Below are 24,045 nucleotides of genomic sequence, written 5' to 3'. Positions count from 1 at the left end.
CGTGGGCACGCTCACAGCAGATCGGCAAGCTCCTGTGTCGCGAACCACAACAGCTCGTGCTCCTCGGTCGCCTCGATCAGATCGTCGGTGAGCCCGCCGGCCAGCGCCGCGGCGATCGCCTCCTCGGCCTCGGCGGTGTCCATGTGCACCGCCGCGATCCGCTTGCGCGGCACCGTCGCGTCCACCAGCACCGCTCCCGGCCCGTCCTGCGCGCGCACGCTCACCAGGTGGTCCGGTACGTCCGCCGCCAGCACGATCCGACGCGTGCCGCCCGGTTCGCCCGCGAGCAGCCGCAGCGAGGTCTCGGCGGCCCGGGTCAGCGCGCCGTACTCCAACTCCTCCTCGTCCTCGCTCTCGTACCAGGCGCGAAACGCGTCGGTGACCGCGTACGCGGGCAGCGGTGCCGACACGATCGCGCCCTCGGCGTGCACCGAGGCCAGACCTGCGGGCGTGGTGGGGATGAACACACGCATCGGGCGACTCCAATCGAGTGAAATCCCGGCATCCGTTCGAGTTCGCCGAACGCCGGGGCGACGGTCGACCTACCGCCACATTGCGTGAGTCGACGCGCGTCAGCGTAATCCCGGACCGGCCAGACGAATGGTTGACCAGGCGCCGCGAGCCGGCTAGGAAGTGCCTGCACACGTCCCGGTCGGGGGAACGAGCGGAACGGGTGCGCGGCCACACCCGACGCTCGCGTCCTCGCACGCCTTTCGCACGTCTTCGCACAGCTTCACGGGGAGGACCCATGGTCCACACGAACACCGTCCGCACCACGACGCCACCGCACCTGTACGTGGTGCGGGCACCCGCCGGCGAGAGCCCCTTCGATCCGGCCCCGGCCGGGCGAGCCGATCGCGGCATCCTCCCGCTTCGCCCGCCCGCGCACCGGGCCGCGCTCGTGCACGGCTCGCTCGCGCTCGCGCCCGATCCGGCCTTCGACCCGCCACCCGCACCACGCCCGGCACTGCGGCTGATCCGCGCCCTGGACGAGCCCGACCCGGCCGAGGCCAGGCTGCGCGCACGACGGCTGGCACACGCGCTCGCCGAGATCGGCTCCGGCCTGCGCGCGGTCACCCAGTTGCGGCCGTACGCCTCCGCCGCCGTCTACGCCACCACACACCACCTGGTCCGCCGACTCGCCGCCCGCCGGGTCGGCCGGCTGAGCGTGGAATCGTGCGGCGGCCGGGCCCCCGCCGACGGCGTCGCCGAGGGCTACGCCCGGCTGCGCGCGGCCTCCTGGGTCCTGACCCTCGCCTTCCGTCTCGAACGCGACGCCCCCACCCGCCGACCCACCGACACGTGGTTGTGCACCGCGCTGGAACACGACGGCCGCACGTGACGCGGAAGACCCGAGGGTCCGGACCACAGTCGCGGTCCGGACCCTCGGGTCGATCCATCACTTCGGACAAGCCGTCGGCCACCAGGCTGCACGTCGGCCATCCAGCCCGTCCGGCGTTCGAGGACAGGCCGGCCGCAGGCCGGCCGAGTCGAGCCGGGTCTACTTCTTCTTGCGCTTCGCGCGCTGCGCGCGCCTGCGCTCGGCCCGAGTCGCACCCTCGTCGACCTCGACGTCGTCCTCGTCGAAGGTCTCCTCGGAGGTGATCACACCACCCTCGCCGTCGATCGTCGGCGCGCTGTACTGCAGGTGCGCCGGCCGCTGGGGCGCGTCCAGGCCCTTCGCGTGGATCTCCGGCAGCGGCGCGGCCTTGTCGATCGAGATGCTCGGCGCCTCGGGCACCTGCTCGATCTCGACCTCGACGTTGAAGAGGTAGCCGACCGACTCCTCCTTGATGCCCTCCATCATGGCGTTGAACATGTCGAAGCCCTCGCGCTGGTACTCCACCAGCGGGTCGCGCTGCGCCATCGCCCGCAGGCCGATGCCCTCCTGCAGGTAGTCCATCTCGTAGAGGTGCTCACGCCAGCGGCGGTCCAGCACCGACAGGATCACCCGGCGCTCCAGCTCGCGCATGACCTCTTCGCCGAGCTTCTCCTCGCGCAGCGCGTACGCGGCCTGGGCGTCCGCCCGCAGCAGTTCCACGAGCTGCTCGGTGTCCAGGTCGGAGCGGTCGCCGAACTCCTCCTCGACCTCCTCGATCGTGACGCTGACCGGGTACAGCCGCTTGAGGTTGGCCCACAACTTCTCGAGGTCCCACTCCTCCGCGAAGCCCTCGGTGGCCCCGTGCACGTACGCCTCGACGGTGTCGTCGATGAAGTGGCCGATCTGCTCCTGCAGGTTCTCGCCCGCGAGCACCCGACGGCGCTCGCCGTAGATCACCTCGCGCTGGCGGTTCAGCACCTCGTCGTACTTGAGGACGTTCTTGCGGATCTCGAAGTTCTGCTGCTCGACCTGGGTCTGCGCGGACTTGATCGCGTTGGAGACCATCTTCGACTCGATCGGCTGGTCCTCGGGCACGTTGGCCAGGGTCAGCACGCGCTCGACGATGTTGGCCTTGAACAGGCGCATCAGGTCGTCACCGAGCGAGAGGTAGAAGCGCGACTCGCCGGGGTCGCCCTGGCGGCCGGAGCGGCCGCGAAGCTGGTTGTCGATCCGGCGGGACTCGTGCCGCTCGGTGCCCAGCACGTACAGGCCGCCGAGGTCGGAGACCTCCTCGTGCTCGGCCTTGACCGCCTTCTTGGCCTTCTCCAGCGCGTCCGGCCAGGCGCTCTCGTACTCCTCCGGCGTCTCGGTCGGGGTGAGCCCGCGCTGGGCGAGCTCGGCCGCGGCGAGGTGGTCCGGGTTGCCGCCGAGCATGATGTCGGTGCCTCGGCCGGCCATGTTGGTGGCCACCGTGACCGCGCCCTTGCGGCCGGCCTGCGCGACGATCTGCGCCTCGCGCTCGTGGTGCTTGGCGTTGAGCACCTCGTGCGGCACGCCGCGCTTGCGGAGTTGCGCGGAGAGGTACTCGGACTTCTCCACGCTCGTGGTGCCGACCAGAACCGGCTGGCCCTTCTCGTGCTTCTTGGTGATGTCCTCGACCACCGCGTCGAACTTGGCCTCCTCGGTCTTGTACACGAGGTCGGACTGGTCCACGCGCTGCACCGAACGGTGGGTGGGGATGGGCACCACGCCGAGCTTGTAGATCTGGTGGAACTCGGCGGCCTCGGTCATCGCGGTACCGGTCATGCCGCCGAGCTTCTTGTACAGGCGGAAGAAGTTCTGGAGGGTGACGGTGGCCAGGGTCTGGTTCTCGTCCTTGATGTCCACCCCCTCCTTGGCCTCGATCGCCTGGTGCATGCCCTCGTTGTAGCGGCGCCCGGCGAGGATGCGGCCGGTGTGCTCGTCGACGATGAGCACCTCGCCGTCCACGACCACGTACTCCTTGTCCCGCTTGTACAGCTCCTTGGCCTTGATGGCGTTGTTCAGGTAGCCGACCAGCGGGGTGTTGACCGCCTCGTAGAGGTTGTCGATGCCGAGGTAGTCCTCGACCCGGGCGACGCCGGACTCGTGGATCGCGACGGTGCGCTTCTTCTCGTCGACGTCGTAGTCGCCGGTCTCCTCGATGCCCTTGAGCGGGTTGGCCGCCTCGCCGCGCCTGAGCCGCTTGACCATCTTGGCGAAGTCGGCGTACCACTTCGTGGCCTGGTCGGCCGGGCCGGAGATGATCAGCGGCGTGCGGGCCTCGTCGACCAGGATCGAGTCGACCTCGTCGACCACGGCGAAGAAGTGGCCGCGCTGCACCAGTTCGTCGGCCGACCACGCCATGTTGTCGCGCAGGTAGTCGAAGCCGAACTCGTTGTTGGTGCCGTAGGTGATGTCGTACCCGTACGCCTTGCGACGCTCGTGCGGCGGCATATTGGCCAGGATGCAGCCGACGCTCAGGCCCAGGAAGCGGTGGACGCGTCCCATCCACTCCGAGTCGCGCTCGGCGAGGTAGTCGTTGACCGTGACCACGTGCACGCCCTCGCCGGCGATCGCGTTCAGATAGGCGGGCAGCGTGGAGACGAGGGTCTTGCCCTCACCGGTGCGCATCTCGGCGATGTTGCCCAGGTGCAGCGCGGCACCGCCCATGAGCTGCACCTTGTAGTGCCGCTGGCCCAGCGTGCGGCGCGCGGCCTCGCGAACGGTGGCGAAGGCTTCCGGAAGCAGGTCGTCGAGGGTCTCCCCGTCGGCGTAGCGCTGCTTGTACTCGTCCGTCAGTGCCCGAAGCTCGGCATCGGAGAGGTCCTTGAAGTCATCTTCGATCGACTCGATCTGATCTGCGATGCGGTTGAGCTTGCGCAGGATTTTGCCCTCGCCGGCGCGCAGGACCTTGTCGAAGATAGACACGCTGGATGAGCTCCTTGCCCGACGGCGCCCGCCCGCCTTTCGGACGTGACGGCACGGCGGGGCCCGTCCCGCCGATACGGCCATCGTATGCGAGGAGGCAAGCCGGGATCGAGCCTCGCGGGCCGGCACAGTAACCGGCATGGAACCTGTGGAGATCGCGGCGGGGCGCTTTCAGCTCCGGCCCTGGAACGAACACGACGTCGAGGTGGTCCGCGAGGCGCTGGCCGATCCCGAGATCACCCGCTGGATGTCGGTGCCGACGGACGGTGACCCGCGCGCGTGGCTGGCCGCCCGCCGGGAGCGCTGGGACGAGGGCGACAGCCCCTCGTTCGCGGTGATGGACGCGGTGACCGGCGAGGTCCACGGCCACGTGGCGCTCAAGAACCTCGTCCCGCGGTGGCGCACGGGCGAGATCGGCTACTGGACGCTGAAGGGCGCGCGGGGCCTGGGCGTGGCCCGGCACGGGGTGGGCGCGGTGACCCGGTGGGCGTTCGGCGCGCTGGACGTGCACCGGGTGGAACTGCGGCACGCGGTCACCAACACCGCCTCGTGCGCGGTCGCGAGCGCGGCCGGATATGCACTCGAAGGAGTTCTCCGGGACTGCGTCATCGGCGCCGCCGAGCCCTTCACCGACGTACATCTGCACGCCCGGCTCGCCACGGACACCTGATGCGAACACACGTTCTAAGGTGGCGGTCATGACCACACAGCCGACCTTCTTGCCGGGCACCGAGCTGACCGCCGACGAGGCCCGCCGAATCGTGCTGGCCGCGCAGAGCCTCCTGGGCGCCCCCGACCGCCGCGCGGGCGTACCCGGCGTGCTGCGCTCGCTCGGCGCGGTCCAACTCGACACCATCTCCACGCTGGCCCGCTCGCACGAACTGGTGCCGTACGCCCGCCTGGGCCCGGTCGGCCGCCCGGCCGTCGAGGCCGCCTACTGGCGCGGCGACACCGCGTTCGAGTACTGGTCGCACGCGGCCTGCGTGCTGCCGATGTCCACCTGGCCGGACTTCGCCTTCCGCCGCCGGCACCACCGCGAACGCGGTCACCTGTGGGGCCACCAGGTCACCCCGGAGGCGTACGCGAACGTGCTGAACCGACTGCGCGCCGAGGGTCCGCTCACCGCGACCGGCCTGGGCGGCGCCAAGAACCGGGGCGAGTGGTGGGACTGGAGCGAGACGAAGGTCGCCGCCGAGCGCGCGCTCGCCTTCGGCGACGTGGTCTGCGTGCGCCGCGAGGGCTGGAAGCGGGTGTACGACCTCCCGGAGCGGGTGATCCCTGCGGCCCTGCTCGCCGAGGAGCCCGACGACGCCGAATGCGTCCGCCGCCTGGTCGCCCTGGCCGGCCGCCAACTGGGCGTGGCCACCCGGGCCGACCTGATGGACCAGTACCGGTTGACCCGGGCCCAGGTCGACGCCGCGCTGCCGGACAGCGGCCTGGTCCCGGTCACCGTCGCGGGCTGGGGCGAGCGGGCTGCCAAGGAGGGCACCTGGGCCGACCCGGCCGCGCTCGCCGCCGCACCGCGCGGCCGCCATCGCACCACGCTGCTGTCCCCGTTCGACGCGCTGGTGTGGGACCGGCCGCGCACGGCCCGGGTGTTCGGCGGCTTCGAGCACCGCCTGGAGGCGTACGTGCCGGCCGCCAAGCGCGTCCACGGCTACTTCGTGATGCCGCTGCTCGCCGGCGGGCGGTTGATCGGCCGGGTGGACCCGGCCCGCGAGGGCCGCACCCTGGTGGCCCGACGCCTGTCCTTCGAAGCCGGCCCCAAAGTCACCGAGCGCGCCCTGACGGCCATGGCCGACGCCCTACGCGAGGCCGCAACCTGGGTGGGCTGCGAAAACATACGCATCGAACACCTCACCCACGAAACCACCCGCGCCCCCCTGAACGCCCTACTCACAACCTGACCCGAAGACCACGCCGATCCCATCCGCCGGCCGAGCCACCCACAGCCCGGCCGGCGTTTGAGGCCAAGTAGCCCGGCCGGCGCTTGAGGCGAACCAGCCCCGCCGGCGCTTGAGGCGAACCAGCCCCGCCGGCGCATGAGGCCAAACAGCCCCGCCGGCGCTTGAGGCGAACCAGCCCCGCCGGCGCATGAGGCCAAACAGCCCGGCCGGCGCATGAGGCCAACACGGAAGCCGCATGGCCCGAGTGCGCCCGAGCCTCAGTCGCCGATCTCCAGAATCTTCTCCCGCATCGCGTAGACCACGGCCTCCATCCGCGAGTGCAACTGGAGCTTCTCCAGGATGTTGCGCACGTGGTTCTTGACCGTGTTCTCACTGATGAACAACTGCTTGGCGATATCGCGGTTGTTGCGGCCGGTGGCCACCAGCCGCAGCACCTCGATCTCACGATCGGTCAGCCGCGGCGCGGGCACCAGGCGTCGTTCGTCGTCGCGCCTGCTCATCGACTTGAACTCGGTCAGCAGCTTGACCGCCATCGACGGGCTGATCTGCGACTGCCCGTCGGCCACCGCGCGGATCGCCGAGGCCACCTCGCCGTGCGAGATCTCCTTCAGCAGGTAGCCGGTCGCGCCGGCCTTGATCGCGTCGTAGAGGTCGGCCTCTTCCTCGCTCATCGTCAGCATGATGATCTGCGTGCTGGGCGCGACTTCCTTGATCGCCGTGCACGCCTCGATACCGCCGCGCCTGGGCATCCGGACGTCCATCAGGATGATGTCGGGCAGCAGATCCTGCGCGGCCTCCAGCGCCTCGGCGCCGTCCCCGGCCTCGCCCACCACCGTGATGTCCGGTTCGGGCGCGAGCACGATGTCCAGACCCCGGCGAAACAGATCGTGGTCGTCGACCACCAGCACGCGAATCGGTTCGCCCGCTGAGCCGTGGTCCACGCGGGTCGGAACAGACTGTTCACCCACCGTGTTTCCCCCCTGGGTCGGCACGATCCGTGTCCAGGACATGATCCCACGTGATCGCCACGACGCCAGGCCCTGATGGGTGTTATGTGCGGAACGTACTTGCGAAGCGGAACTTTCGCCAGGGAACGCCAGGGTCGAGGACGCAACCGGCGCCGAAACCCCGAAGGGTTTCGGCGCCGGATCACCGACCGAGGGCGCGCCTGAACGGCCCGACCGCTGCTACTGCGGTCCGCCGTCCTCGCGGTCCTCGGGCTTGAGGTGGATCACACCGTAGTCGTAGCCGTGCCGGCGGTACACCACGCTCGGCCACCTGGTGCTCGAATCGATGAACAGATAGAAGTCGTGGCCTACCAACTCCATCTCGTACAGCGCCTGGTCGAGCGCCATCGGGCGCCCGGCGTGTACCTTCTCGCGAACCACGAGGGGGCCTTCGCCGTCTACCTCGATCGGGCCCGCCATGTGCGGCTGGGGCCTCAATTCGCCGTTCTTCACAGCCTCGATGTCTTCCGCGGACGCCACCACGGCCCCGTTGAGCCGATCGGCGTGATTGATCTCCGCAGTGGCCGCGCCCACCGATACGGGGGAGCGGTGACCATGGTGCACGCGCCGCCGGTCGGCGGCCTTGCGCAACTGCGCTTCAAGCCTCGCGCACGCCATGTCGAGTGCGGCGTATGGGTCGGACGCGGCGGCTTCGCCCCGGATGACGGGACCACGCGTATTCAGCGTGATCTCCACCCGGTCCGAACGCTCCGCCAGCCGCGGGTTCCGCTCCTTGGATACCTCGACGTCAACGCTGATCACCTTGTCGTCGAGCTTCCGGATCTTCTCCAGCTTCTCGACGCAGTGCTTGCGAAAACGCTCGGGTACCTCGGTCTTGCGGCCCTTGACGACAATGTCCACGCAGAACTCCATCCATTGCGCCATGCCGGAGGGGTGGGCACCCAACCGACCGACCAGGTCGCCGATGGCCCTGCTCCGGCCGGCGCCGCCGGGCGGTCGCGGCCAGCACGGCCGCCGCCTCGACTCGCCCTCCCACGGCTCGGACCGCACGGGTCGCCTCCGCGAGAGTTGCGCCGGTGGTGCAAACATCATCGACGACGATCACCACACTAATGCCCGTAAACAAGGGCGCCAACCTGTCCGAAACGATCATTGATCGGTGGACGTTCATCCCCCGTTCACGTGCGGAAAGACCGGCTTGGTCCCGTACTCGACGGGTATGTCGCAGTGCCAGCAGCACACGTGTGCGGGTCCCGCCCGCGCGCAGCCGGCCGGCCGCGCGCAGGGCCAGCTCGCCGATGGCGTCCCGACCCCGGCGGCGCACCGCGGCCCGGGTCGAGGGCACCGGGACCAGCAGACAGGGCCCCACCGGGTCGCTCAGCCCGGCCGCCGCGGCCCGGGCGAGCGCGTCGCCGAGCGGACGGGCCAGGCTGTGCGCGCCGTGTTCCTTGTACGCGGCGAGCACCGAGCGCACCGGTCCCTCGTACCCGGTGATCGCGTGCACCGGCGGCAGGCCCTCGGGTGCGGGGGTCGGCCGCGCGGGCGCGGGCTCCGGGGCGAAGACCCCGTGGCACTCGGCGCACAGCAGCGCGCCCGGCTCGGCGCAGCCCGCGCAGCGCACGGGCAGCACCAGGTCGGCCCATGTCGCGAACACCCGACGCCGTTCCATGTCCCCAAGCTCGCACGTCCGGCCCGGAAACGGACCCGTCGCGGGCGCGACCACCCGATCCGGTCATGGCGCGCCGTGGCGAACGATCGAACCCGCCCGGGCCCGACCGGCCCCGCCCACAGCCGACCGGTACGCCACGCGGCCCGCCGGAACGGCGGGCACGCCCTAGCCGGGATAGACCGGGTACAGCCCGCTGTGCACCTTGGTCCAGTTGTTGCCCTGGGACAACTGGTAGATGTTCTCCTCGCCGGAGTCCGCCAGCAGGGGCTGGTCCGCACCGTCCGGAGCCGCGATGCGCAGCATGCCGTTGACCGAGGCGACCGAGACCGAGATGCCGCCGTCGATGTCCACGATCTGCGGCTGGAGCGCGCCCTGGCCCTCCTTGCCCAGCACCACGAGCCGGTCGGCGCCGTTCCAGGAGATCGCCTTGACCTCGACCAGCGAGGGGATCACCGAGCGCGGCGCGGCGATGGTCATGGCCACCGTGCCGTTGCTCACCCGCCGCTCGACCCGGCCGATCAGGACCTTGCCGTTGTCCACGATCAGCGCGGCGCGCGTGCCGTCCGGGGAAAGCCGCAGGCCGGTGATCCGGGACGCGGCGATGCCCTGCACGTCGACCTCGACCCGGGTGATCTGCTTGCGTTCGTCCTCGTACAGCGCGAGCACCCGCTCGGCGTTCCTGGTCCGGTCCAGCACCCACAGCACACCCCGGCCGTCCCAGGTCGGGCTGAGCAGCGACGCCGGACCCGTGCTCAGCCACTCCTGGACCTCGCCGTGGCCGTCCACGTCACCGACCCACAACTTGCGGCCGTTGGTGTCGATGCCCGCGATCCGGCGGCGGAAGGGGTCGCGCGAGACGGCGATCTGGTCGACCTTGTAGGTGCCGTCGCCGAAGGGTCCCGGCAACACCGGCGGATTGCCGTTCGGACCGGGCACCACGTTGACCACGTTGCCCTTGGCGATGAAGTAGCCGGTGGGCGAGGACGTCTTGGCGGCCCGGCCGGGGTCGTACTGCGCCGCGTCGTCGTCGGAGAGCGAGCACATCGGGGCGCCGCCGCCGGTGATCGAGACGGAGTCCACCCCGGAGACCTGGCGCAGCGTGTACAGCAGTTGCGCGGCCATCCGCTCGCAGCCCTTGGTCTGGGCGAGTCTGGCCTCGCGGTTGAGCTGGACCCGGGCGATCCGGTTGTCCTCGATCGAGACCACCCGGTCGGCCGGCGCGGTGCCCGGCGGGAACGCGGTGTCCACGACCGGCCGCAGCCAGTCGGTGGGGCCTTCCACGAGTTGGCGCACCAGCGCGGAGGTCAGGCCGACCCGGCTGCGCAGGTAGACGGGGTCGGGCACCAGCATGTCCTTGCCCATCGGCATCGCGGTGGCGAACCAGTAGGTGTTCACCGACCGGTAGATCCGGTGGAACTCGGCCCGGGACAGGATCAACCCGTCCGGCAGGTCGGCGATCCGCCACTGGTTGTCGGTGCCCAGGCGCAGTTGCAGGGTGGCCCGGTACTGCGCGTTCGGCTGCTGCTCGGGTTGGTAGGCGTTGCGGCTGTCGACCGTGCCCACCCGGGTGCCGGACACCTCGGCCTGGTAGGTCCGCTCGTCGGCGCCGGGCACGAGTTCGATCCGGGCGATCGACTCGAGCACCACGATCTCGCGCGCGGGCACCCACTTGGCCCGCGCCTCCGGGGTCAGATAGGTCCGCGCCGTCGTGTAGTCCGGCTCGTCGCTGGTGACCGCCTCCAGGAAGCCGGCGACCATGCCGTGCGGCTGCTCGCCGGGCTTGGGCGGCACGGCGAACACCCGCACCTGCTGCTCGGGGCCCTGGTCCTTGGTGCCGCCCTTGCCGGCCTCGCGCACGCTGCCGCTGTGCGGCATCGACGCGCACGCGCTGAGCGTGCACAGCACACACAGCAGGGCCAGGAACGGGGTGATCCGCCTCATCGACTGCCTCCCGGGGAGCCGGCCGCGCGCACGGTGCGCCGATACGGCGAGCCGGCCGGGCCCAGGCCCCGATTGGCCCGCGAGTCCTCGGGCTCCAGCGGCAGCGGCGAACGCACCAGTTCGCCGCCCGCGGTCTTGGGCAGGCTCAGCCGGAACTGCGAGCCGCCGCCGGGCTCGCCCCACGCCTGGAGCCAGCCGCCGTGCAGGTTCGCGTCCTCCAACGCGATCGACAGGCCCAGGCCGGTACCACCGGTGGTCCGCGCCCGGGCCGGGTCCGCCCGCCAGAACCGCGCGAACACCAGTGAGGACTCGCCGGGCTTGAGGCCCACGCCGTAGTCGCGCACGGCCACCGCGACCGAGTCCTCGCCGCCGGCGACGCTGACCACCACGTCGTGGCCCTCGCCGTGCTCGACCGCGTTGACCACCAGGTTGCGCAGCACCCGGTCGATCCGACGCGGGTCCACCTCGGCCACACACGGCTTGTCCGGCACGCGCACCACCAGGCGGCTGCCGCGGCGCTCGGCCAACGGTTCGGCGCCCTCGACCACCCGGCGCACCAAATCGCGCAGGTCCACCGGCTCGGCGTCGAGCACGGCCGCGCCCGCGTCGAACCGGCTGATCTCCAGCAGGTCCGACAGCAGCGCCTCGAACCGGTCCAACTGGTTCTGCAACAGCTCGGCCGATCGCCGGGTGGCCGGGTCGAAGTCCTCGCGCGCCTCGTGCAGCACGTCGGCGGCCATCCGCACGGTGGTCAGCGGCGTACGCAATTCGTGTGAGACGTCCGAGACGAACCGGCGCTGGACCCGGGAGAGCTCCTCCAACTGTCTGATCTGGTTCTGCAGGTTGGAGGCCATCTTGTTGAAGGAGGACCCCAGCCGGGCCAGGTCGTCCGCGCCGACCACGCGCATGCGCTCCTCCAGGCGCCCGGCGGCCAGCCGCTCGGCGATCCGCGCCGCCATCCGCACCGGCGTCACCACCTGCCGGGTCACCAGCGCGGCGATCGCCACCAGGAGCAGCACCAGGAACACCCCGGCGGTGGCCAGCGTGCTGCGCACCAGCCCCAGGGTCTTCTCCTCCGGTCCGAACGAGAAGAAGTAGTAGAGCTGATAGGACCCCCCGTCCGGGTCCTCCAACTGGGCTCCGACCACCAGACCGGCCTCGCGGGTTCTCTTCGCCGGACCGTCGCCGCGCTGCCCCTCGCGGACGATCTGGGTGTACTGCAACAGCGCCACCCCGCGCTTGAGGCCGACCTCGCGGCGCAACTCGGCGGGCACGCTCGCGTCCGGGACCACGTCGCCGGACGCGCGCGGGCTGCGGCCGGACCCGGGGGAATCGTCCGCGGTGTCCTGGCTGGTGGCGGCCACGTCGTAGACCCCCTGACCGCCGCTGGAGAGCTGCTTGACCAGCGCGTTGAGCCAGTCGCCGGTGTTCACCCGGTTGCCGGATGCCGGGGTGCCGGTGGGCACCTGGACATGCCGGCCCGGACTGGTGGCGATCTCGTCGGCCTGGGCGCGGGCATCCTCGAACCCGCCCTGGGCCTGGGACCGGGCGGAGGCCACCTTCGCGTCGAGCAGGCCGTTGCGGACCTGGCCGACCACCACCACCCCGAGCAGCACCATCACGGCTACGGACAGGACCAGCGTGGTGGCCACCACGCGAAACTGGATCGATCTGTTCCACAGCGCGATGACCCGGCCCACGCCACCGCGCACACGACGCAGGGCGAGGGACCAGGCCGACGGGGAGGGCGGCCGCTGTGCGGTGCTCACCGGTACGAACTCAAGGTCAGGCCGGTCCCGCCTTGTAGCCGACCCCGCGCACGGTGACCACCGTCTCCGGGCGCTCGGGATCGCGCTCGATCTTCGAGCGCAGCCGCTGGACGTGCACGTTCACCAAGCGGGTGTCGGCCGCGTGTCGGTAACCCCAGACCTGTTCGAGAAGCACCTCGCGGGTGAACACCTGCCAGGGCTTGCGGGCGAGTGCGACAAGGAGGTCGAACTCCAGCGGGGTGAGCGCGATGTTCTGCCCGTCCCGCTTCACGGCGTGGCCGGCCACGTCGATCACCAGATCGCCGATCACCAACTGTTCCGGTGTGGGTTCTTCGGCTCTGCGCAGGCGGGCCCGCACACGAGCGACAAGCTCCTTGGGCTTGAACGGTTTGATCACATAGTCGTCGGCTCCGGATTCCAGCCCGACCACGACGTCGACCGTGTCGCTCTTGGCGGTGAGCATCACGATCGGCACGCCGGACTCGGCACGGATCTGGCGGCAGACGTCGATGCCGTCGCGGCCGGGCAGCATCAGGTCCAGCAGCACCAGGTCCGGTTTGACGTCCCGGAAAGCCTGGAGTGCCTTGTCGCCGTCCGCCACGAACGACGGCTCGAACCCTTCGCCACGCAGCACGATGCCGAGCATCTCGGACAGTGCGGTGTCGTCGTCAACGATGAGGACGCGTCCCTTCATGTGCATCATCGTCGCATTACCGGATTGTGACCTGCACTCATCCGACCGATTCCGGCCGCGTCCACGCACGGCAAATCCCCCTTTTTCGGGGCAATCGACATGATCGAGAAGGTGGAATCACCGCGAATACCGGTCGAGTACCGAGACGTACGCCGGCCCGCCGACTCACGCAACGGACATTTCAGCCACGAGTACGACCGCCGCGACCACCCGCCGACGTCGCGCCGGCCGGCCCCGGAACGCGTGCGGAGCCCTCCACGTTGTCCACGCGATCGGTGCGCCCGTACGGGGAACCGCATCCCGTGACCGCCCGTTCATCCGAGCCCCGCGCCGGCATGCCACGATGAGTCACCACCCGATCAGGACGAGGAGCGCAAACGCATGACGGACTCGCCCGGCCCGCCCACCCCGGACGCCCCGGGGCCGGACGGAGAACGCCCGTCGGACGACGCCACGTCACCCGACCAGACCGCACCCGCGCCTGCCTCGCAAACCCCGGCCACACCCCCGGTCACGCCTCCCGCCACGCCCCCGGCCGCAGGCTCGTCCCCGGACGAGACCGCCGAGGAGGCCGCCGAGGAAACCACCGGCGAGCCCGTGCCCGCGGACCGACCCACGTCCCTGGACAAACCCGCGTCCTCGGACACGCCCGCCGCCGCGAACGCGCCGACATCCTTGGACAAGCCGCCCGCCGAGGACCGGCCCCCGCAGCCCGGCCCGCAGGCCCCGGCACCCGGCTGGGCACCCGTCCAGCCCCCCGCCGCCGGCTGGGGCCCGCCCCAACAGGGCCCGGGCAACGGCTGGGGACCCCCGCAGCAGGGCCCCGGCCCGGACCCGCGCTGGGGCGGCAACCAGCAGCCCCTGTGGGGCGCGCCTCCCGGCTGGAACGGCCCCTACGTCCAGGCCGCCAAGCCCGGCGTGATCCCGCTGCGCCCGCTGAGCGTCGGCGAGATCCTCGACGGCGCCTTCGCCGCCATGCGCTCGCACTGGAAGGTCATGATCGGCATCGCCGTCGTGGTCGCCCTGCTCACCCAGTGCCTCGAAGTCCCCATCACGTGGCTGCTCAACCGCGAGTTCTCGCCCAGCGACCTCGGCGACGACCCCACCGGCGAGGAGATCCGGCACTACCTGCGCGACACCGCCGCACTGGTGCTCGTGCCGATCGTGGTCTCCACCCTCGGCCAGATCGCCGCCACCGCCATGCTCACCGTCGTGGTCAGCCGCGCCGTGATCGCCAAGACCATGTCCGCCGGCCAGGCCTGGGCGGCGGTCCGCCCGCTGTTCCCGCGGCTGCTCGGGGTCACCTTCGCCAGTTGGCTCATCCCGGTCGGCGCCCTGCTGGTGGCCCTGCTGCCCGGCCTGGTCCTGCTGGCCGTCGGCGCCGACGGCCTCGGCGCCCTGCTGCTGCTCCCCGGCATGATCGGCGGCATCGTCGCGGCGATCTACCTCTACGTCTGCCTCGCCCTGGCCGGCCCCACGCTGATGCTGGAGAAGCAGTCGGTCCGCAAGTCCCTGGAACGCTCGCGCAAGCTGGTCACCGGCTCGTGGTGGCGCGTGTGCGGGATCATGCTGCTGATCGCGCTGATCATGGCGATCGTCGGCGGCATCATCCAGACACCGTTCCTGCTCGCCTCCGACGGCTTCTCGGCGATCACCGCCTCGGACGCCTCCGACATTCCCGAACCCTCCTTCCTCGACCTGCTGATCACCGGCGTCGGCGCGGTGATCTCCTCCGCACTGCTGTTCCCCTTCGCCGCCGGCGCCACCGCGCTGCTCTACATCGACCAGCGCATCCGCCGCGAGGCACTGGACCTCGACCTCGCCCGCGCGGCCGGCGTCCTCGACGAGCCCGGCAGCGACACGACCTCGGGACCCACGCCGGCGTGACCCGCCACATGCCGATCCCGGCCCGGGACTGGGAACCGGTGGACATCCCGCGCGACGACGCGCGGGATGCCGCCCGGGACGAGCTCTCCCGCAGCGAATACCACCGCGACGACCCCAGCCTGCTCAGCCGCGCCCTGGACTGGTTCTTCGACCACCTGGGCGACCTGCTCTCCCGGGCCGGCGCCAACAGCCCCGGCGGCGGCATCGGCCTGGTGGTGATCCTGCTCGTGCTGATCGCCGCGATCGTGCTGCTGCGGATCCGGCTGGGCCCGCTGCGCGCGGCCCGCCGCCGCGCGGACCTGCCGCTCTACGGCGACCAGGGGCCGATGTCGGCCGCCCGACACCGCGCCGCCGCCGACGGGCACGCCGCCGAGGGCCGCTGGGACGAGGCGGTCCGCGAACGCTTCCGCGCCATCGTGCGCGCCCTGGAGGAACGCGCCGTGCTCGACGTACGCGCCGGCCGCACCGCCGACGAGGCGGCCGCCGAGGCGGGCCGAGCGCTGCCCGAAGCCGCGGCGGACCTGCGCACCGCCGCGGCGACCTTCGACGACGTGCACTACGGCGGCCGTACCGCCGACCGGGAGCTGGACCGCACCCTGCGCGAACTCGACGCCCGCTGCGCCGCCGCCCGCCCGCACACCGACGAGCGGGTGCCCCGATGAGCGACACCGCGCTCAGCCCCACCACCGAACAGCTGTGGCGGCGCATGCGCCTCCCCCTGACCCTGGTCGCCCTGGTCCTGATCGTGGTCTCCGCGCTCGTACTGCTCCAGGGCGACCGACACGAGGGCCGCCTGGACCCCCGCTCCACCGGCGGCCAGGGCAGCAAGGCCCTGGCCCGGCTGCTCGGGGCCGAAGGCGTCCAGGTGAGCATGGTCCGCTCCGCCGACGAGGCGGCCCGCTCGGTCGGCCCGGACACCACCCTCCTGCTGCCCTTCCCCAACCTGCTCACCGAAGAGAGCCTGCGCACCCTCGCCGCCGCCGCGCCGGCCCGCACCGTCCTGGTCCGCCCCGGCGAGGACGCGCTCGCGATCCTGGCGCCCGGCGTGCACACCGCCCGCGACGCCGGCCGCCACACCCTGCAACCGGGCTGCGCACTGCCCGCCGCCGAGCGCGCGGGCGACGCGGACATCGGCGGCGGCCGCTACGACACCTCGCTGCTCCCCGGCGCCACCGGCTGCTACCCGGACGCGGGCCGACCGACGCTCGTGCTCGCCCCGATCGGCACCGGCCACGACACGGTCGTGCTCGGCTCCGGCAGCCCGCTGGTCAACGACCGGCTCGACGACCGCGGCAACGCCGCCCTCGCGCTTAACCTGCTCGGCGCCCACCCGCGCCTGGTCTGGTACCTGCCCGGCTCCGGCGAACTCCCGCCCGCCGAAGACTCACTGTGGGACCTGCTCCCCTCCGGCTGGCGCTGGGGCGCCGCCCAACTGGCCGTCGCCGCCGTCCTGCTGGCCCTGTGGCGGGCCCGCCGACTCGGCCCCGTGGTGGCCGAACCACTCCCGGTCGTGGTGCGCGCCGCCGAGACCGTGGAGGGCCGCGCCCGGCTGTACCAGCGCGGCCGAGCCCGCGACACCGCCGCCGAACTGCTGCGCGCCGCCGCCCGCGAACAGCTCGCGCGCGCCCTGGGCGGCAACGCCGGCGAAGCCGCCCTGATCGCCTCGATCACCGCCCGCACCGACCACACGTCCGCGCACCTGCACGCCCTGTTGTACGGTGCGAACCCGGAGAGCGACGAGGCCCTCGTCACCCTGTCCGACGAACTCGACGCGCTGATAAGGCAGGTACGCACGACGTGAGCGCACCCGAGCAGACCCGCGAGGCGCGCGACGCCCTCGAAGCCCTGCGCGGCGAGATCGGCAAGGCCGTGGTCGGCCAGGACGCCGCCGTCACCGGACTGGTGATCGCCCTCCTGTGCCGTGGCCACGTGCTCCTGGAAGGCGTCCCCGGCGTCGCCAAGACCCTGATGGTGCGCGCCCTCGCCCGCAGCCTGGAGCTGACCACCACCCGCGTGCAGTTCACCCCGGACCTGATGCCGGGCGACGTCACCGGATCGATGGTCTACGACGCGCGCACCGGCGCGTTCTCCTTCCGCGAGGGCCCGGTGTTCACCAACCTGCTGCTCGCCGACGAGATCAACCGCACGCCGCCCAAGACCCAGGCCGCGCTGCTGGAAGCCATGGAGGAGCGCCAGGTCTCGGTCGACGGCACCACCCGACCGCTGCCCGACCCGTTCATGGTCGCGGCAACGCAGAACCCGATCGAGTACGAGGGCACCTACCCGCTGCCCGAAGCCCAGTTGGACCGCTTCCTGCTCAAGCTCACGCTGCCGCTGCCCGAACGCGACGACGAGATCGTGGTGCTGCGCCGGCACGCCGAGGGCTTCGACCCACGCGACCTGGAAGCGGCCGGCGTACGCCCGGTCGCGGGCGGCGCGGACCTGGCCGCCGGTCGCCGGGCGGTGAGCGCGCTGCGCGTCGACCCGAACATCCTGGCCTACGTCGTGGACCTGTGCCGGGCCACCCGGACCTCCCCGTCCCTGGCCATGGGCGTCTCCCCACGCGGCGCCACCGCGCTGCTCGCCGCGGCCCGCGCGTGGGCCTGGCTGGCCGGCCGCGACTACGTCACCCCCGACGACGTCAAGGCACTGGCCCGCCCGGCCCTGCGACACCGCGTCCGACTGCGTTCCGAGGCCGAGATGGAAGGCGTCACGCCCGACGTGGCGATCGACGCCGTCCTGGCCCACACGCCGGTCCCGCGTTAACCGCCGATGGCCCTGACCGGTCGTGCCGTCCTGGCCGCAACACTGGGCATCCTGGTGGTCGGCCTGCTCCTGCCGTCCCTGGTCGGTCTGGCGGTGGTCGAGGGCGCGCTGCTGCTCGGCATCCTCACCGACCTGCTGCTCGCCGCCGGCGTCCGCGGCCTGGCCTTCGAACGAGGCGGCGACACCGCGGTCCGCCTCGGCGAACGCGCCGAGGTCACGCTGACCGTCACCAACCCCGGCACCCGCCCCCTGCGCGGCCGACTGCGCGACGCGTGGCCGCCGAGCACCGGCACCGCCACACAGCGGCACGACCTGGACATCCCCGCCGGCGAACGCCGCCGGCTCACCACCACGATGACCCCCACCCGCCGCGGCGACCGCAACGCCTACCGGGTCACCGTCCGCTCGATCGGCCCGCTGGGCCTGGCCGCCCGCCAGGGCTCACACCAGGTGCCGTGGCGACTGCGCGTGTTGCCCGGCTTCCCCAGCCGCCGGCTGCTGCCCTCCAAGCTGGAACGCCTGCGCGAACTCGACGGTCGCTCGGCCCTGCTCACCCGCGGCGCGGGCACCGAGTTCGACACACTGCGCGAGTACGTCCCCGGCGACGACGCCAAGTCGATCGACTGGCGCGCCTCCGCCCGCAACCAGGGCGTCGTGGTACGCACCTGGCGCCCCGAACGCGACCGGCACATCCTGATCGTGCTGGACACCGGCCGCAGTTCGGCCGGCCGGATCGGCGACATCCCGCGCCTGGACGCCGCGATGGACGCGAGCCTGCTGCTGACGGCGGTCGCCAATCACGCGGGCGACCGGGTCGACCTGCTCGCCTACGACCGCCGCGTTCGCGCCGAGGTCCGCCGGGCACCCCGGAACGGGATACTCCCCGCCTTCGTCCAGGCAATGGCCACCCTGGAACCGGAGTTGATCGAACCGGACGCCCGAGGTCTGGTCGCCGAGGTCCTCCGCCGCTCCCCGCGCCGCTCACTGATCGTGCTGCTCACCGGCCTGGAACGAGAGGCGGTCCAGGAGGGAATCCTTCCGGTGCTGCCCGGCCTGGCCGCGCGTCACGAGGTGATCGTGGCGGCGGTCGCCGACCCGGCGATCACCGCCATGGCCGGCCGGCGAGGCGACGCCACGGCGGTCTACGAAGCGGCCGCCGCCGAGCGCGAACTGGCCGAACGCCGCTCCACCGCAGCCGAGTTGCGCCGCAAACGGATCACCGTCGTGGACGCTCCACCCGGTGAACTGGCCTCGGCGCTCACGGACATGTACCTGGCCTTGAAGCTGGCCGGACGGCTGTAGCTCGAAGAACGAGTCCCCCGGCCGCTTCCAGCTCCAGCCGATTCCGCCGGCGGACGCGGACCGCCCTGCCCTGCGGGACGTCGGACGGAGCGAGTAGGGGTGTTCAACCACCCGGGGTGACATGCCCGTTCGCCCACGCCCACGCCGCGATCCCGACCCGATTGCGCACCCGCAACTTCGCCTGGATGTTCGCGATGTGCGTCTTGGCGGTGCCGGCGGTGATGTACAACTCGGCGCCGATCTCGGCGTTGGTGTACCCCCGGGCGACCAGCCGAACGATCTCGTGCTCCCGGATGGTGAGCGGATCGGGGACCGGGTGCCCGGCCGGGGTGGGACTCGCGGCCGAGGTCGAGGCCGCAGCGGACGTCGAGTTCGGGTTCGAGTGCGGGTGCGGGTTCGGGTGCGGGTTCGGGTTCGCCGACAGCCGATCAAGCAGGCGGACGGTGACTTGCGGGCTGATCAACGTGTCACCCGCCATCGCCGCCCGGACCGCCTCGATCAACAGCGTGGGCCCGGACCGCTTGAGCAGGAACCCACAGGCCCCGTTGCGCAGCGCGGTGTGCACGTACTCGTCGAGTTCGAAGGTGGTCACCACGATCACCCGCGTGGGCGTGGCCACGTCCGGGCCGGCGAGCCGCCGGGTGAGTTCGAGCCCGTCAAGCCGAGGCATGCGAATATCCGCCAGCACGACGTCCGGACGCAACCGTGCCGCCGCCTCGACGGCCGCGACACCGTCGGCCGCCTCACCGACCACGGTCATGTCCGGCTGCGAATCCAGCACGAGCCGAAACCCGCTGCGAATGTCGTCCTGGTCGTCGGCGATCAGGATGCGCGTGGTCACGGGTTCCTCGTTTCCTGGGTCGAGCGAGCGGTTCCGGCCGTGGGCCCGGGTTGGGGCGGGTCGACAGAGTGTGGAGCGCGGTCGGCGCGGTCGGCGCGGTCGGCGCGGTCGGCGCGGTCGGCGGGGTCGGCGGGGTCGGCGGGCAGGATCGCGTGGACGCGCCAGCCGTGTTCGAGCGGTCCGGCATGGAACTCGCCACCCGCCTCGCGCACCCGCTCACGCAGCCCGGCGAGCCCGCGCCCGCCGCCTCCCGTGCGACGGCGCGCGAGGTCGTCGGTGACGGCGCCGGCGGCGCCCGTGGCGCCCTTGGCGCCCGTGGTGTCGTTGTCGTTGTCGTCCACTACGAGTACCGCCACGGCCGGACGGCCGAATCGGGACGTCGCGGTGACCGCGACGTCCACGCCGACCGCGTTCGGCGCGTGTCGGCGGACATTGGTCAGTGCCTCGACCACCACCCGGTGGACGGCGGCCGACGTCTCACGGGACACAGCGGTCACCGGGATGTCCGAGGTCGGGTCGGCGGTGGTAACGGCGCCGGCGACGGTCATGAGTTCGGGAGCGATGGTCAGGGCCGCACGAGTACCGACCGAGGTGGTGAAGTCGGCGATCAACTCCGGCAACCGATCGATACCGGGCAAGGCCGCCCGAGATGCCGCCCGATCCGAATCGCCGACATGCAGGGTGGTGACCATCCGGTCCATCGACGCCAACGCCGCCAACCCGGCCCGCTCGATCCGCTCGAGGGCGACCAGCGCCTGAGCGGGGTCCGACGCACCGACGAAGCGGGCCGCCTGGGCCTGCGCGACGATGCCACTGACGTCGTGCGCGACGTAGTCGTGCAAGTCCCGGGCGATGTCGAGCTGCTGCTCACGGCGAGCCGACGCGACCGCGGCCACCCGCCGCCGCTCGACCAGTCGCGGATACCCGCCCAAGACCACCGCCCCGACCACCGGAAGCCCCCAGAACACCGCCGCGCCGAACGCCTCCAGGGGGCCACCCCGCCATTCCGCCAACGGCAGCGACCACAGCGCGACCGCCGCCCCCATCGCCCCGATCGCTCCCCCTGCGGATCGCCGCGGCTCCCAACGCGCACACACCCCGACCAGAACCAGCAGTACGGCCACCCGGGCGAGCCCCCACATGCCCGACTCCGTCGACGAGGACCACACCTGCCCCAGGAGGGAGATCAAACAGAGCCCACCCAGCCCGACACACACATACGAAAGCCACGCCCCCGGCCGCGGCCGACACAACACGGCCCACAGCGCCACCGCACCGCCGGCCACGGTCGGCACCACCGCAAAGGAACTCTGCCCAAAACCAATCCCGAGCCCGACACCAACGACGGCAACCACACAGACAACCGCCAAAGCACGACCGCCGGACATCCCGAGCCTGTCGATCCTGGTCCTGGTCCTGGTCCCGGTCCTGTTCCCGAGCGTCATATCCCACCCCGAATCCCACTGACGGCGACATGGCCTCCGGTGCGGACTTCAGCGCCGACCTCGACTCGGAACCCTCCATCGGCAGCAGTGCCCATCGGCGTGTCTCCCCCATCCATCGCCATGATCACCAGAGAGCGTAGACGCGCCCACTTTCCACGCGCCTCTACCAAAAAGCGGGACTATCAAGGACTCGGTGTACACCCTGAGCAAAGGGAGTATCCGATGACCGATGTGGCGATTACGACGACCGGGTCGAGTGCGGTGGAGGGCGTTTTGGGAACGTCCGCGCCGGCTACCGGGCAGGGCGTGGACACTACGTTGACGGCGGCCCCGTGGCCGAACTCGCGGAGAAGGCGGCCGAGCAGGCCAGGGCCGGCGGGGTGCGTCTGCTCGGTGAGGGCGGCCTGTTGCAGGCACTCGCGAAGCACCTGATGGAGGACGCACTCGACGCCGAGATGGACGAGCATCTCCGTGTCGAGCAGGCCCGGACCGGTGCGGCGAGCGCACGCCGCGGCGGGAACGCCCGCAACGGCACCCGTCGCAAGACGGTGAACACCGAGGTCGGACCGGTCACCCTGGACATCCCGCGGGATCGGGCGGGGACGTTCCGCCCGGGCCTGGTCCCGGTCCACTCCCGCCGCACCGGCGCGTTGGACGAGATGGTGATCTCGTTGACGGCGAAGGGCCTGACCGGCGGGGAGATCGTCGCGCACCTGGCCGAGGTCTACGACATCACCACCTCGAAGGAGACCGTCTCCACCGTCACCGACCAGGTGTTGGGCGGGATGAACGAGTGGCGCACCCGCCCGCTCGACCCGGTCTACCCGGTGGTCTTCGTGGACGCGATCCACGTGAAGATCCGCGACGGCCAGGTCGCCAACCGCCCCGTCTACGTGGCGCTGGGCGTCACCGTCGACGGCTACCGCGACATCCTCGGACTGTGGATCGGCGACGGCGGCGAGGGCGCCAAGTACTGGGGCCAGGTCCTGGGCGAACTCAAGAACCGGGGCGTCAAGGACTGCTGTGTCCTGGTCTGCGACGGGCTGAACGGCCTGCCCGACGCCGTCGCGTCGGTCTGGCCCGCCACCGTGGTCCAGACCTGCATCGTCCACCTCCTGCGGAACTCGTTCCGCTACGCGTCGAGGAAGGACTGGTCCGCGATCTCGCGAGACCTCAAGCCCGTCTACACGGCGGCGACCGAGGGCGCGGCGCACGAACGTCTCGCCGAGTTCGCCGCGACGTGGGAGGCCTCGTATCCGGCGATCGTGCGGTTGTGGGAACGCAGTTGGGCCGAGATGGTGCCCTTCCTCGCGTTCGACCGCGAGATCCGCACCATCATCTGCACCACCAACGCGATCGAGTCGATCAACGCCCGCTACCGCCGCGCGGCCAACGCCTCCGGGCACTTCCCCAACGAACAGGCCGCCCTCAAACGCCTCTACCTCGCCACCCTCGCCCTCGACCCCACCGGCAAGGGACGCGTGCGCTGGTCCAACAAGTGGAAGGCCGCGCTGAACGCCTTCGACCTCGCCTTCGACGGCCGCGTCACCGCCGGACGCACCTGAGCCGAACCGGCGACGACCGAACGAACGAAACCGAGTCGAAACCCAGACTCACTCAAACGAGACCCCGTACACCTAAATCCTGATACTCCCCAAAAAGCAGAGACCCCACTCCGATCACATCTGCCGATCGTCCGATGGCCCGATGGAGGCCCGGTCCTTCCGGCGAGATGTGGGTGTTGGTCGGGAGAAAAAGCATCCAGGGGCGGTGGCGGGGGGAGGGGGTCGGGTTGCGTATGCCGAAGTGACGTTTCCGGGTGGGTGGGTTTTCGGGCGGGGGCGGTGCCGTGAGGTACTTCGGCGGGCGTTTCCGAAGGGGCCGGGCCCGGGTGGCGCACCTTCGGTGCGTTTGGGAGGTCACCACCCGGATCCCGAGACGGCCTCGGGCGCAAGGGCCCCTACTGACCTGGGGTTTTGCGTCGTGGGAGGGCGAGAGCGGGTGTCGTGGGCGGGTTTGCGTCTCGGGGAGGTGGGGCTCCGGCTTTCCGTAGGAGGCTTTCTCGCCGCCCGGGTGCCCAGGGGTCCCGTTTTCGGGCGGGGGCGGTGCCGTCGGGTTCTTCGGGGTGCCGTGTGCGGTGGGCCAGGGCGCTTCGGCGTGTAGTGGGTGCGTAAGTGTGCGGCCTCGGGTGCGGGTCTTGGCCTCCGCGAGACGCGAACCCGCCCTCGACACCCGCTCTCACCGGCTCGTGACGCCAAAACCCCAGGTCAGCAGCGATGGCTCGCGTCTGGAGTCGTCCCGGGATCCGGGTGGTGACCTCCCAAACGCACCGAAGGTGCCTCCACAGGGCCCGGCCCCGGCCCCGTCGGAAACGCTCGCCGAATGCGGACCTTGGCCTCCCCGAGACGCGAACCCGCCCTCGACACCGTTCTCACCGGCTCGTGACGCCAAAACCCCAGGTCGGCGAGGAGCAGGGTGCCCGAAGTCGTCCCGGGATCCGGGTGGTGACCTCCCAAACGCACCGAAGGTGCGCCACCCGGGCCCGGCCCCTTCGGAAACGCCCGCCGAAGTACCTCACGGCACCGC

19 protein-coding genes are annotated in these 24,045 nt (G+C 71.5%); 9 read left to right on the top strand and 10 right to left on the bottom strand.

Features of this window, described 5'->3' with window-relative positions; all coding sequences use genetic code 11:
* Positions 1–11: 11 nt before the first annotated feature.
* Entirely contained in the window at positions 12–473 is a 462-nt protein-coding gene (locus ACIRL2_RS21935) for a DUF6912 family protein (protein ID WP_402234097.1), read from the bottom strand.
* Positions 474–748: 275 nt separating this feature from the next.
* Here ACIRL2_RS21935 and ACIRL2_RS21930 point away from each other — a divergent pair, with 275 nt between their 5' ends.
* Positions 749–1,342 (top strand): Rv3235 family protein, encoded by a 594-nt coding sequence (locus ACIRL2_RS21930; RefSeq protein WP_395863425.1) that lies wholly within the window; start codon positions 749–751, stop codon positions 1,340–1,342.
* Positions 1,343–1,501: 159 nt separating this feature from the next.
* Here ACIRL2_RS21930 and secA read toward each other — a convergent pair whose 3' ends face one another.
* On the bottom strand, positions 1,502–4,270 hold the full coding sequence (gene secA, locus ACIRL2_RS21925) for a preprotein translocase subunit SecA (protein WP_395863427.1): 2,769 nt from the start codon (positions 4,268–4,270) through the stop codon (positions 1,502–1,504).
* 139 nt (positions 4,271–4,409) lie between these two features.
* Between secA and ACIRL2_RS21920 the strand changes: the two genes are divergently transcribed.
* Complete coding sequence (locus tag ACIRL2_RS21920) at positions 4,410–4,940, top strand: GNAT family N-acetyltransferase (RefSeq protein WP_395863428.1); 531 nt, start codon at positions 4,410–4,412, stop codon at positions 4,938–4,940.
* A 28-nt stretch (positions 4,941–4,968) separates the two neighbouring features.
* Positions 4,969–6,177 (top strand): winged helix-turn-helix domain-containing protein, encoded by a 1,209-nt coding sequence (locus ACIRL2_RS21915; RefSeq protein WP_402234094.1) that lies wholly within the window; start codon positions 4,969–4,971, stop codon positions 6,175–6,177.
* A gap of 257 nt (positions 6,178–6,434) precedes the next feature.
* On the opposite strand, the gene ACIRL2_RS21910 is transcribed toward ACIRL2_RS21915, so the two are convergent.
* The 6 genes from ACIRL2_RS21910 to mtrA form a co-directional block, all read right to left on the bottom strand.
* Positions 6,435–7,145: a response regulator transcription factor gene (locus ACIRL2_RS21910; RefSeq protein ID WP_052174179.1), complete on the bottom strand. Its 711-nt coding sequence runs from the start codon at positions 7,143–7,145 to the stop codon at positions 6,435–6,437.
* 219 nt (positions 7,146–7,364) lie between these two features.
* Entirely contained in the window at positions 7,365–8,045 is a 681-nt protein-coding gene (gene hpf / locus ACIRL2_RS21905; RefSeq protein ID WP_395863432.1) for a ribosome hibernation-promoting factor, HPF/YfiA family, read from the bottom strand.
* The gene (locus tag ACIRL2_RS21900; protein ID WP_402234312.1) at positions 7,933–8,298 is read right to left on the bottom strand and encodes a phosphoribosyltransferase family protein; all 366 of its coding nucleotides are present in this window, start codon (positions 8,296–8,298) and stop codon (positions 7,933–7,935) included. The genes hpf and ACIRL2_RS21900 overlap by 113 nt, the downstream gene beginning before the upstream one ends.
* Positions 8,299–8,979: 681 nt before the next feature.
* Complete coding sequence (locus ACIRL2_RS21895) at positions 8,980–10,755, bottom strand: LpqB family beta-propeller domain-containing protein (protein WP_395863436.1); 1,776 nt, start codon at positions 10,753–10,755, stop codon at positions 8,980–8,982.
* Positions 10,752–12,524, bottom strand: a complete 1,773-nt coding sequence (gene mtrB / locus ACIRL2_RS21890; RefSeq protein ID WP_395863438.1) for an MtrAB system histidine kinase MtrB — start codon at positions 12,522–12,524, stop codon at positions 10,752–10,754. The genes ACIRL2_RS21895 and mtrB overlap by 4 nt, the downstream gene beginning before the upstream one ends.
* A gap of 16 nt (positions 12,525–12,540) precedes the next feature.
* A complete protein-coding gene (gene mtrA / locus ACIRL2_RS21885; protein ID WP_026219725.1) occupies positions 12,541–13,218 on the bottom strand; it encodes an MtrAB system response regulator MtrA in 678 nt (225 codons plus the stop codon).
* Between the two features lie 381 nt (positions 13,219–13,599).
* Here mtrA and ACIRL2_RS21880 point away from each other — a divergent pair, with 381 nt between their 5' ends.
* Genes ACIRL2_RS21880 through ACIRL2_RS21860 form a run of 5 tightly spaced genes read left to right on the top strand, consistent with a single transcriptional unit; the run spans position 13,600 to position 19,173 of the window.
* Positions 13,600–15,105 (top strand): hypothetical protein, encoded by a 1,506-nt coding sequence (locus ACIRL2_RS21880; protein ID WP_402234091.1) that lies wholly within the window; start codon positions 13,600–13,602, stop codon positions 15,103–15,105.
* A complete protein-coding gene (locus tag ACIRL2_RS21875) occupies positions 15,102–15,767 on the top strand; it encodes a DUF4129 domain-containing protein (protein WP_402234089.1) in 666 nt (221 codons plus the stop codon). The genes ACIRL2_RS21880 and ACIRL2_RS21875 overlap by 4 nt, the downstream gene beginning before the upstream one ends.
* A complete protein-coding gene (locus ACIRL2_RS21870; RefSeq protein WP_402234087.1) occupies positions 15,764–16,906 on the top strand; it encodes a DUF4350 domain-containing protein in 1,143 nt (380 codons plus the stop codon). Before ACIRL2_RS21875 ends, ACIRL2_RS21870 begins: the two co-directional genes overlap by 4 nt.
* A complete protein-coding gene (locus ACIRL2_RS21865) occupies positions 16,903–17,871 on the top strand; it encodes an AAA family ATPase (protein WP_402234086.1) in 969 nt (322 codons plus the stop codon). Before ACIRL2_RS21870 ends, ACIRL2_RS21865 begins: the two co-directional genes overlap by 4 nt.
* Positions 17,872–17,877: 6 nt before the next feature.
* The gene (locus ACIRL2_RS21860) at positions 17,878–19,173 is read left to right on the top strand and encodes a DUF58 domain-containing protein (protein ID WP_402234085.1); all 1,296 of its coding nucleotides are present in this window, start codon (positions 17,878–17,880) and stop codon (positions 19,171–19,173) included.
* Between the two features lie 103 nt (positions 19,174–19,276).
* Here the strand turns inward: ACIRL2_RS21860 and ACIRL2_RS21855 are convergent, their stop codons facing one another.
* Together ACIRL2_RS21855 and ACIRL2_RS21850 are read right to left on the bottom strand one after the other, a co-directional pair.
* Positions 19,277–20,014: a response regulator gene (locus ACIRL2_RS21855; protein WP_402234084.1), complete on the bottom strand. Its 738-nt coding sequence runs from the start codon at positions 20,012–20,014 to the stop codon at positions 19,277–19,279.
* Positions 20,011–21,156, bottom strand: coding sequence for a histidine kinase (locus tag ACIRL2_RS21850; protein WP_402234082.1), 1,146 nt, complete (start codon positions 21,154–21,156; stop codon positions 20,011–20,013). Before ACIRL2_RS21850 ends, ACIRL2_RS21855 begins: the two co-directional genes overlap by 4 nt.
* A gap of 635 nt (positions 21,157–21,791) precedes the next feature.
* Between ACIRL2_RS21850 and ACIRL2_RS21845 the strand changes: the two genes are divergently transcribed.
* The gene (locus ACIRL2_RS21845; protein ID WP_402234080.1) at positions 21,792–23,024 is read left to right on the top strand and encodes an IS256 family transposase; all 1,233 of its coding nucleotides are present in this window, start codon (positions 21,792–21,794) and stop codon (positions 23,022–23,024) included.
* Positions 23,025–24,045: the final 1,021 nt, after the last annotated feature.

Origin of the sequence: Embleya sp. NPDC127516, assembly GCF_044765325.1 — a bacterium.
Lineage (GTDB): Bacteria > Actinomycetota > Actinomycetes > Streptomycetales > Streptomycetaceae > Embleya.
This window is presented reverse-complemented; position numbering and strand designations above follow the sequence as displayed.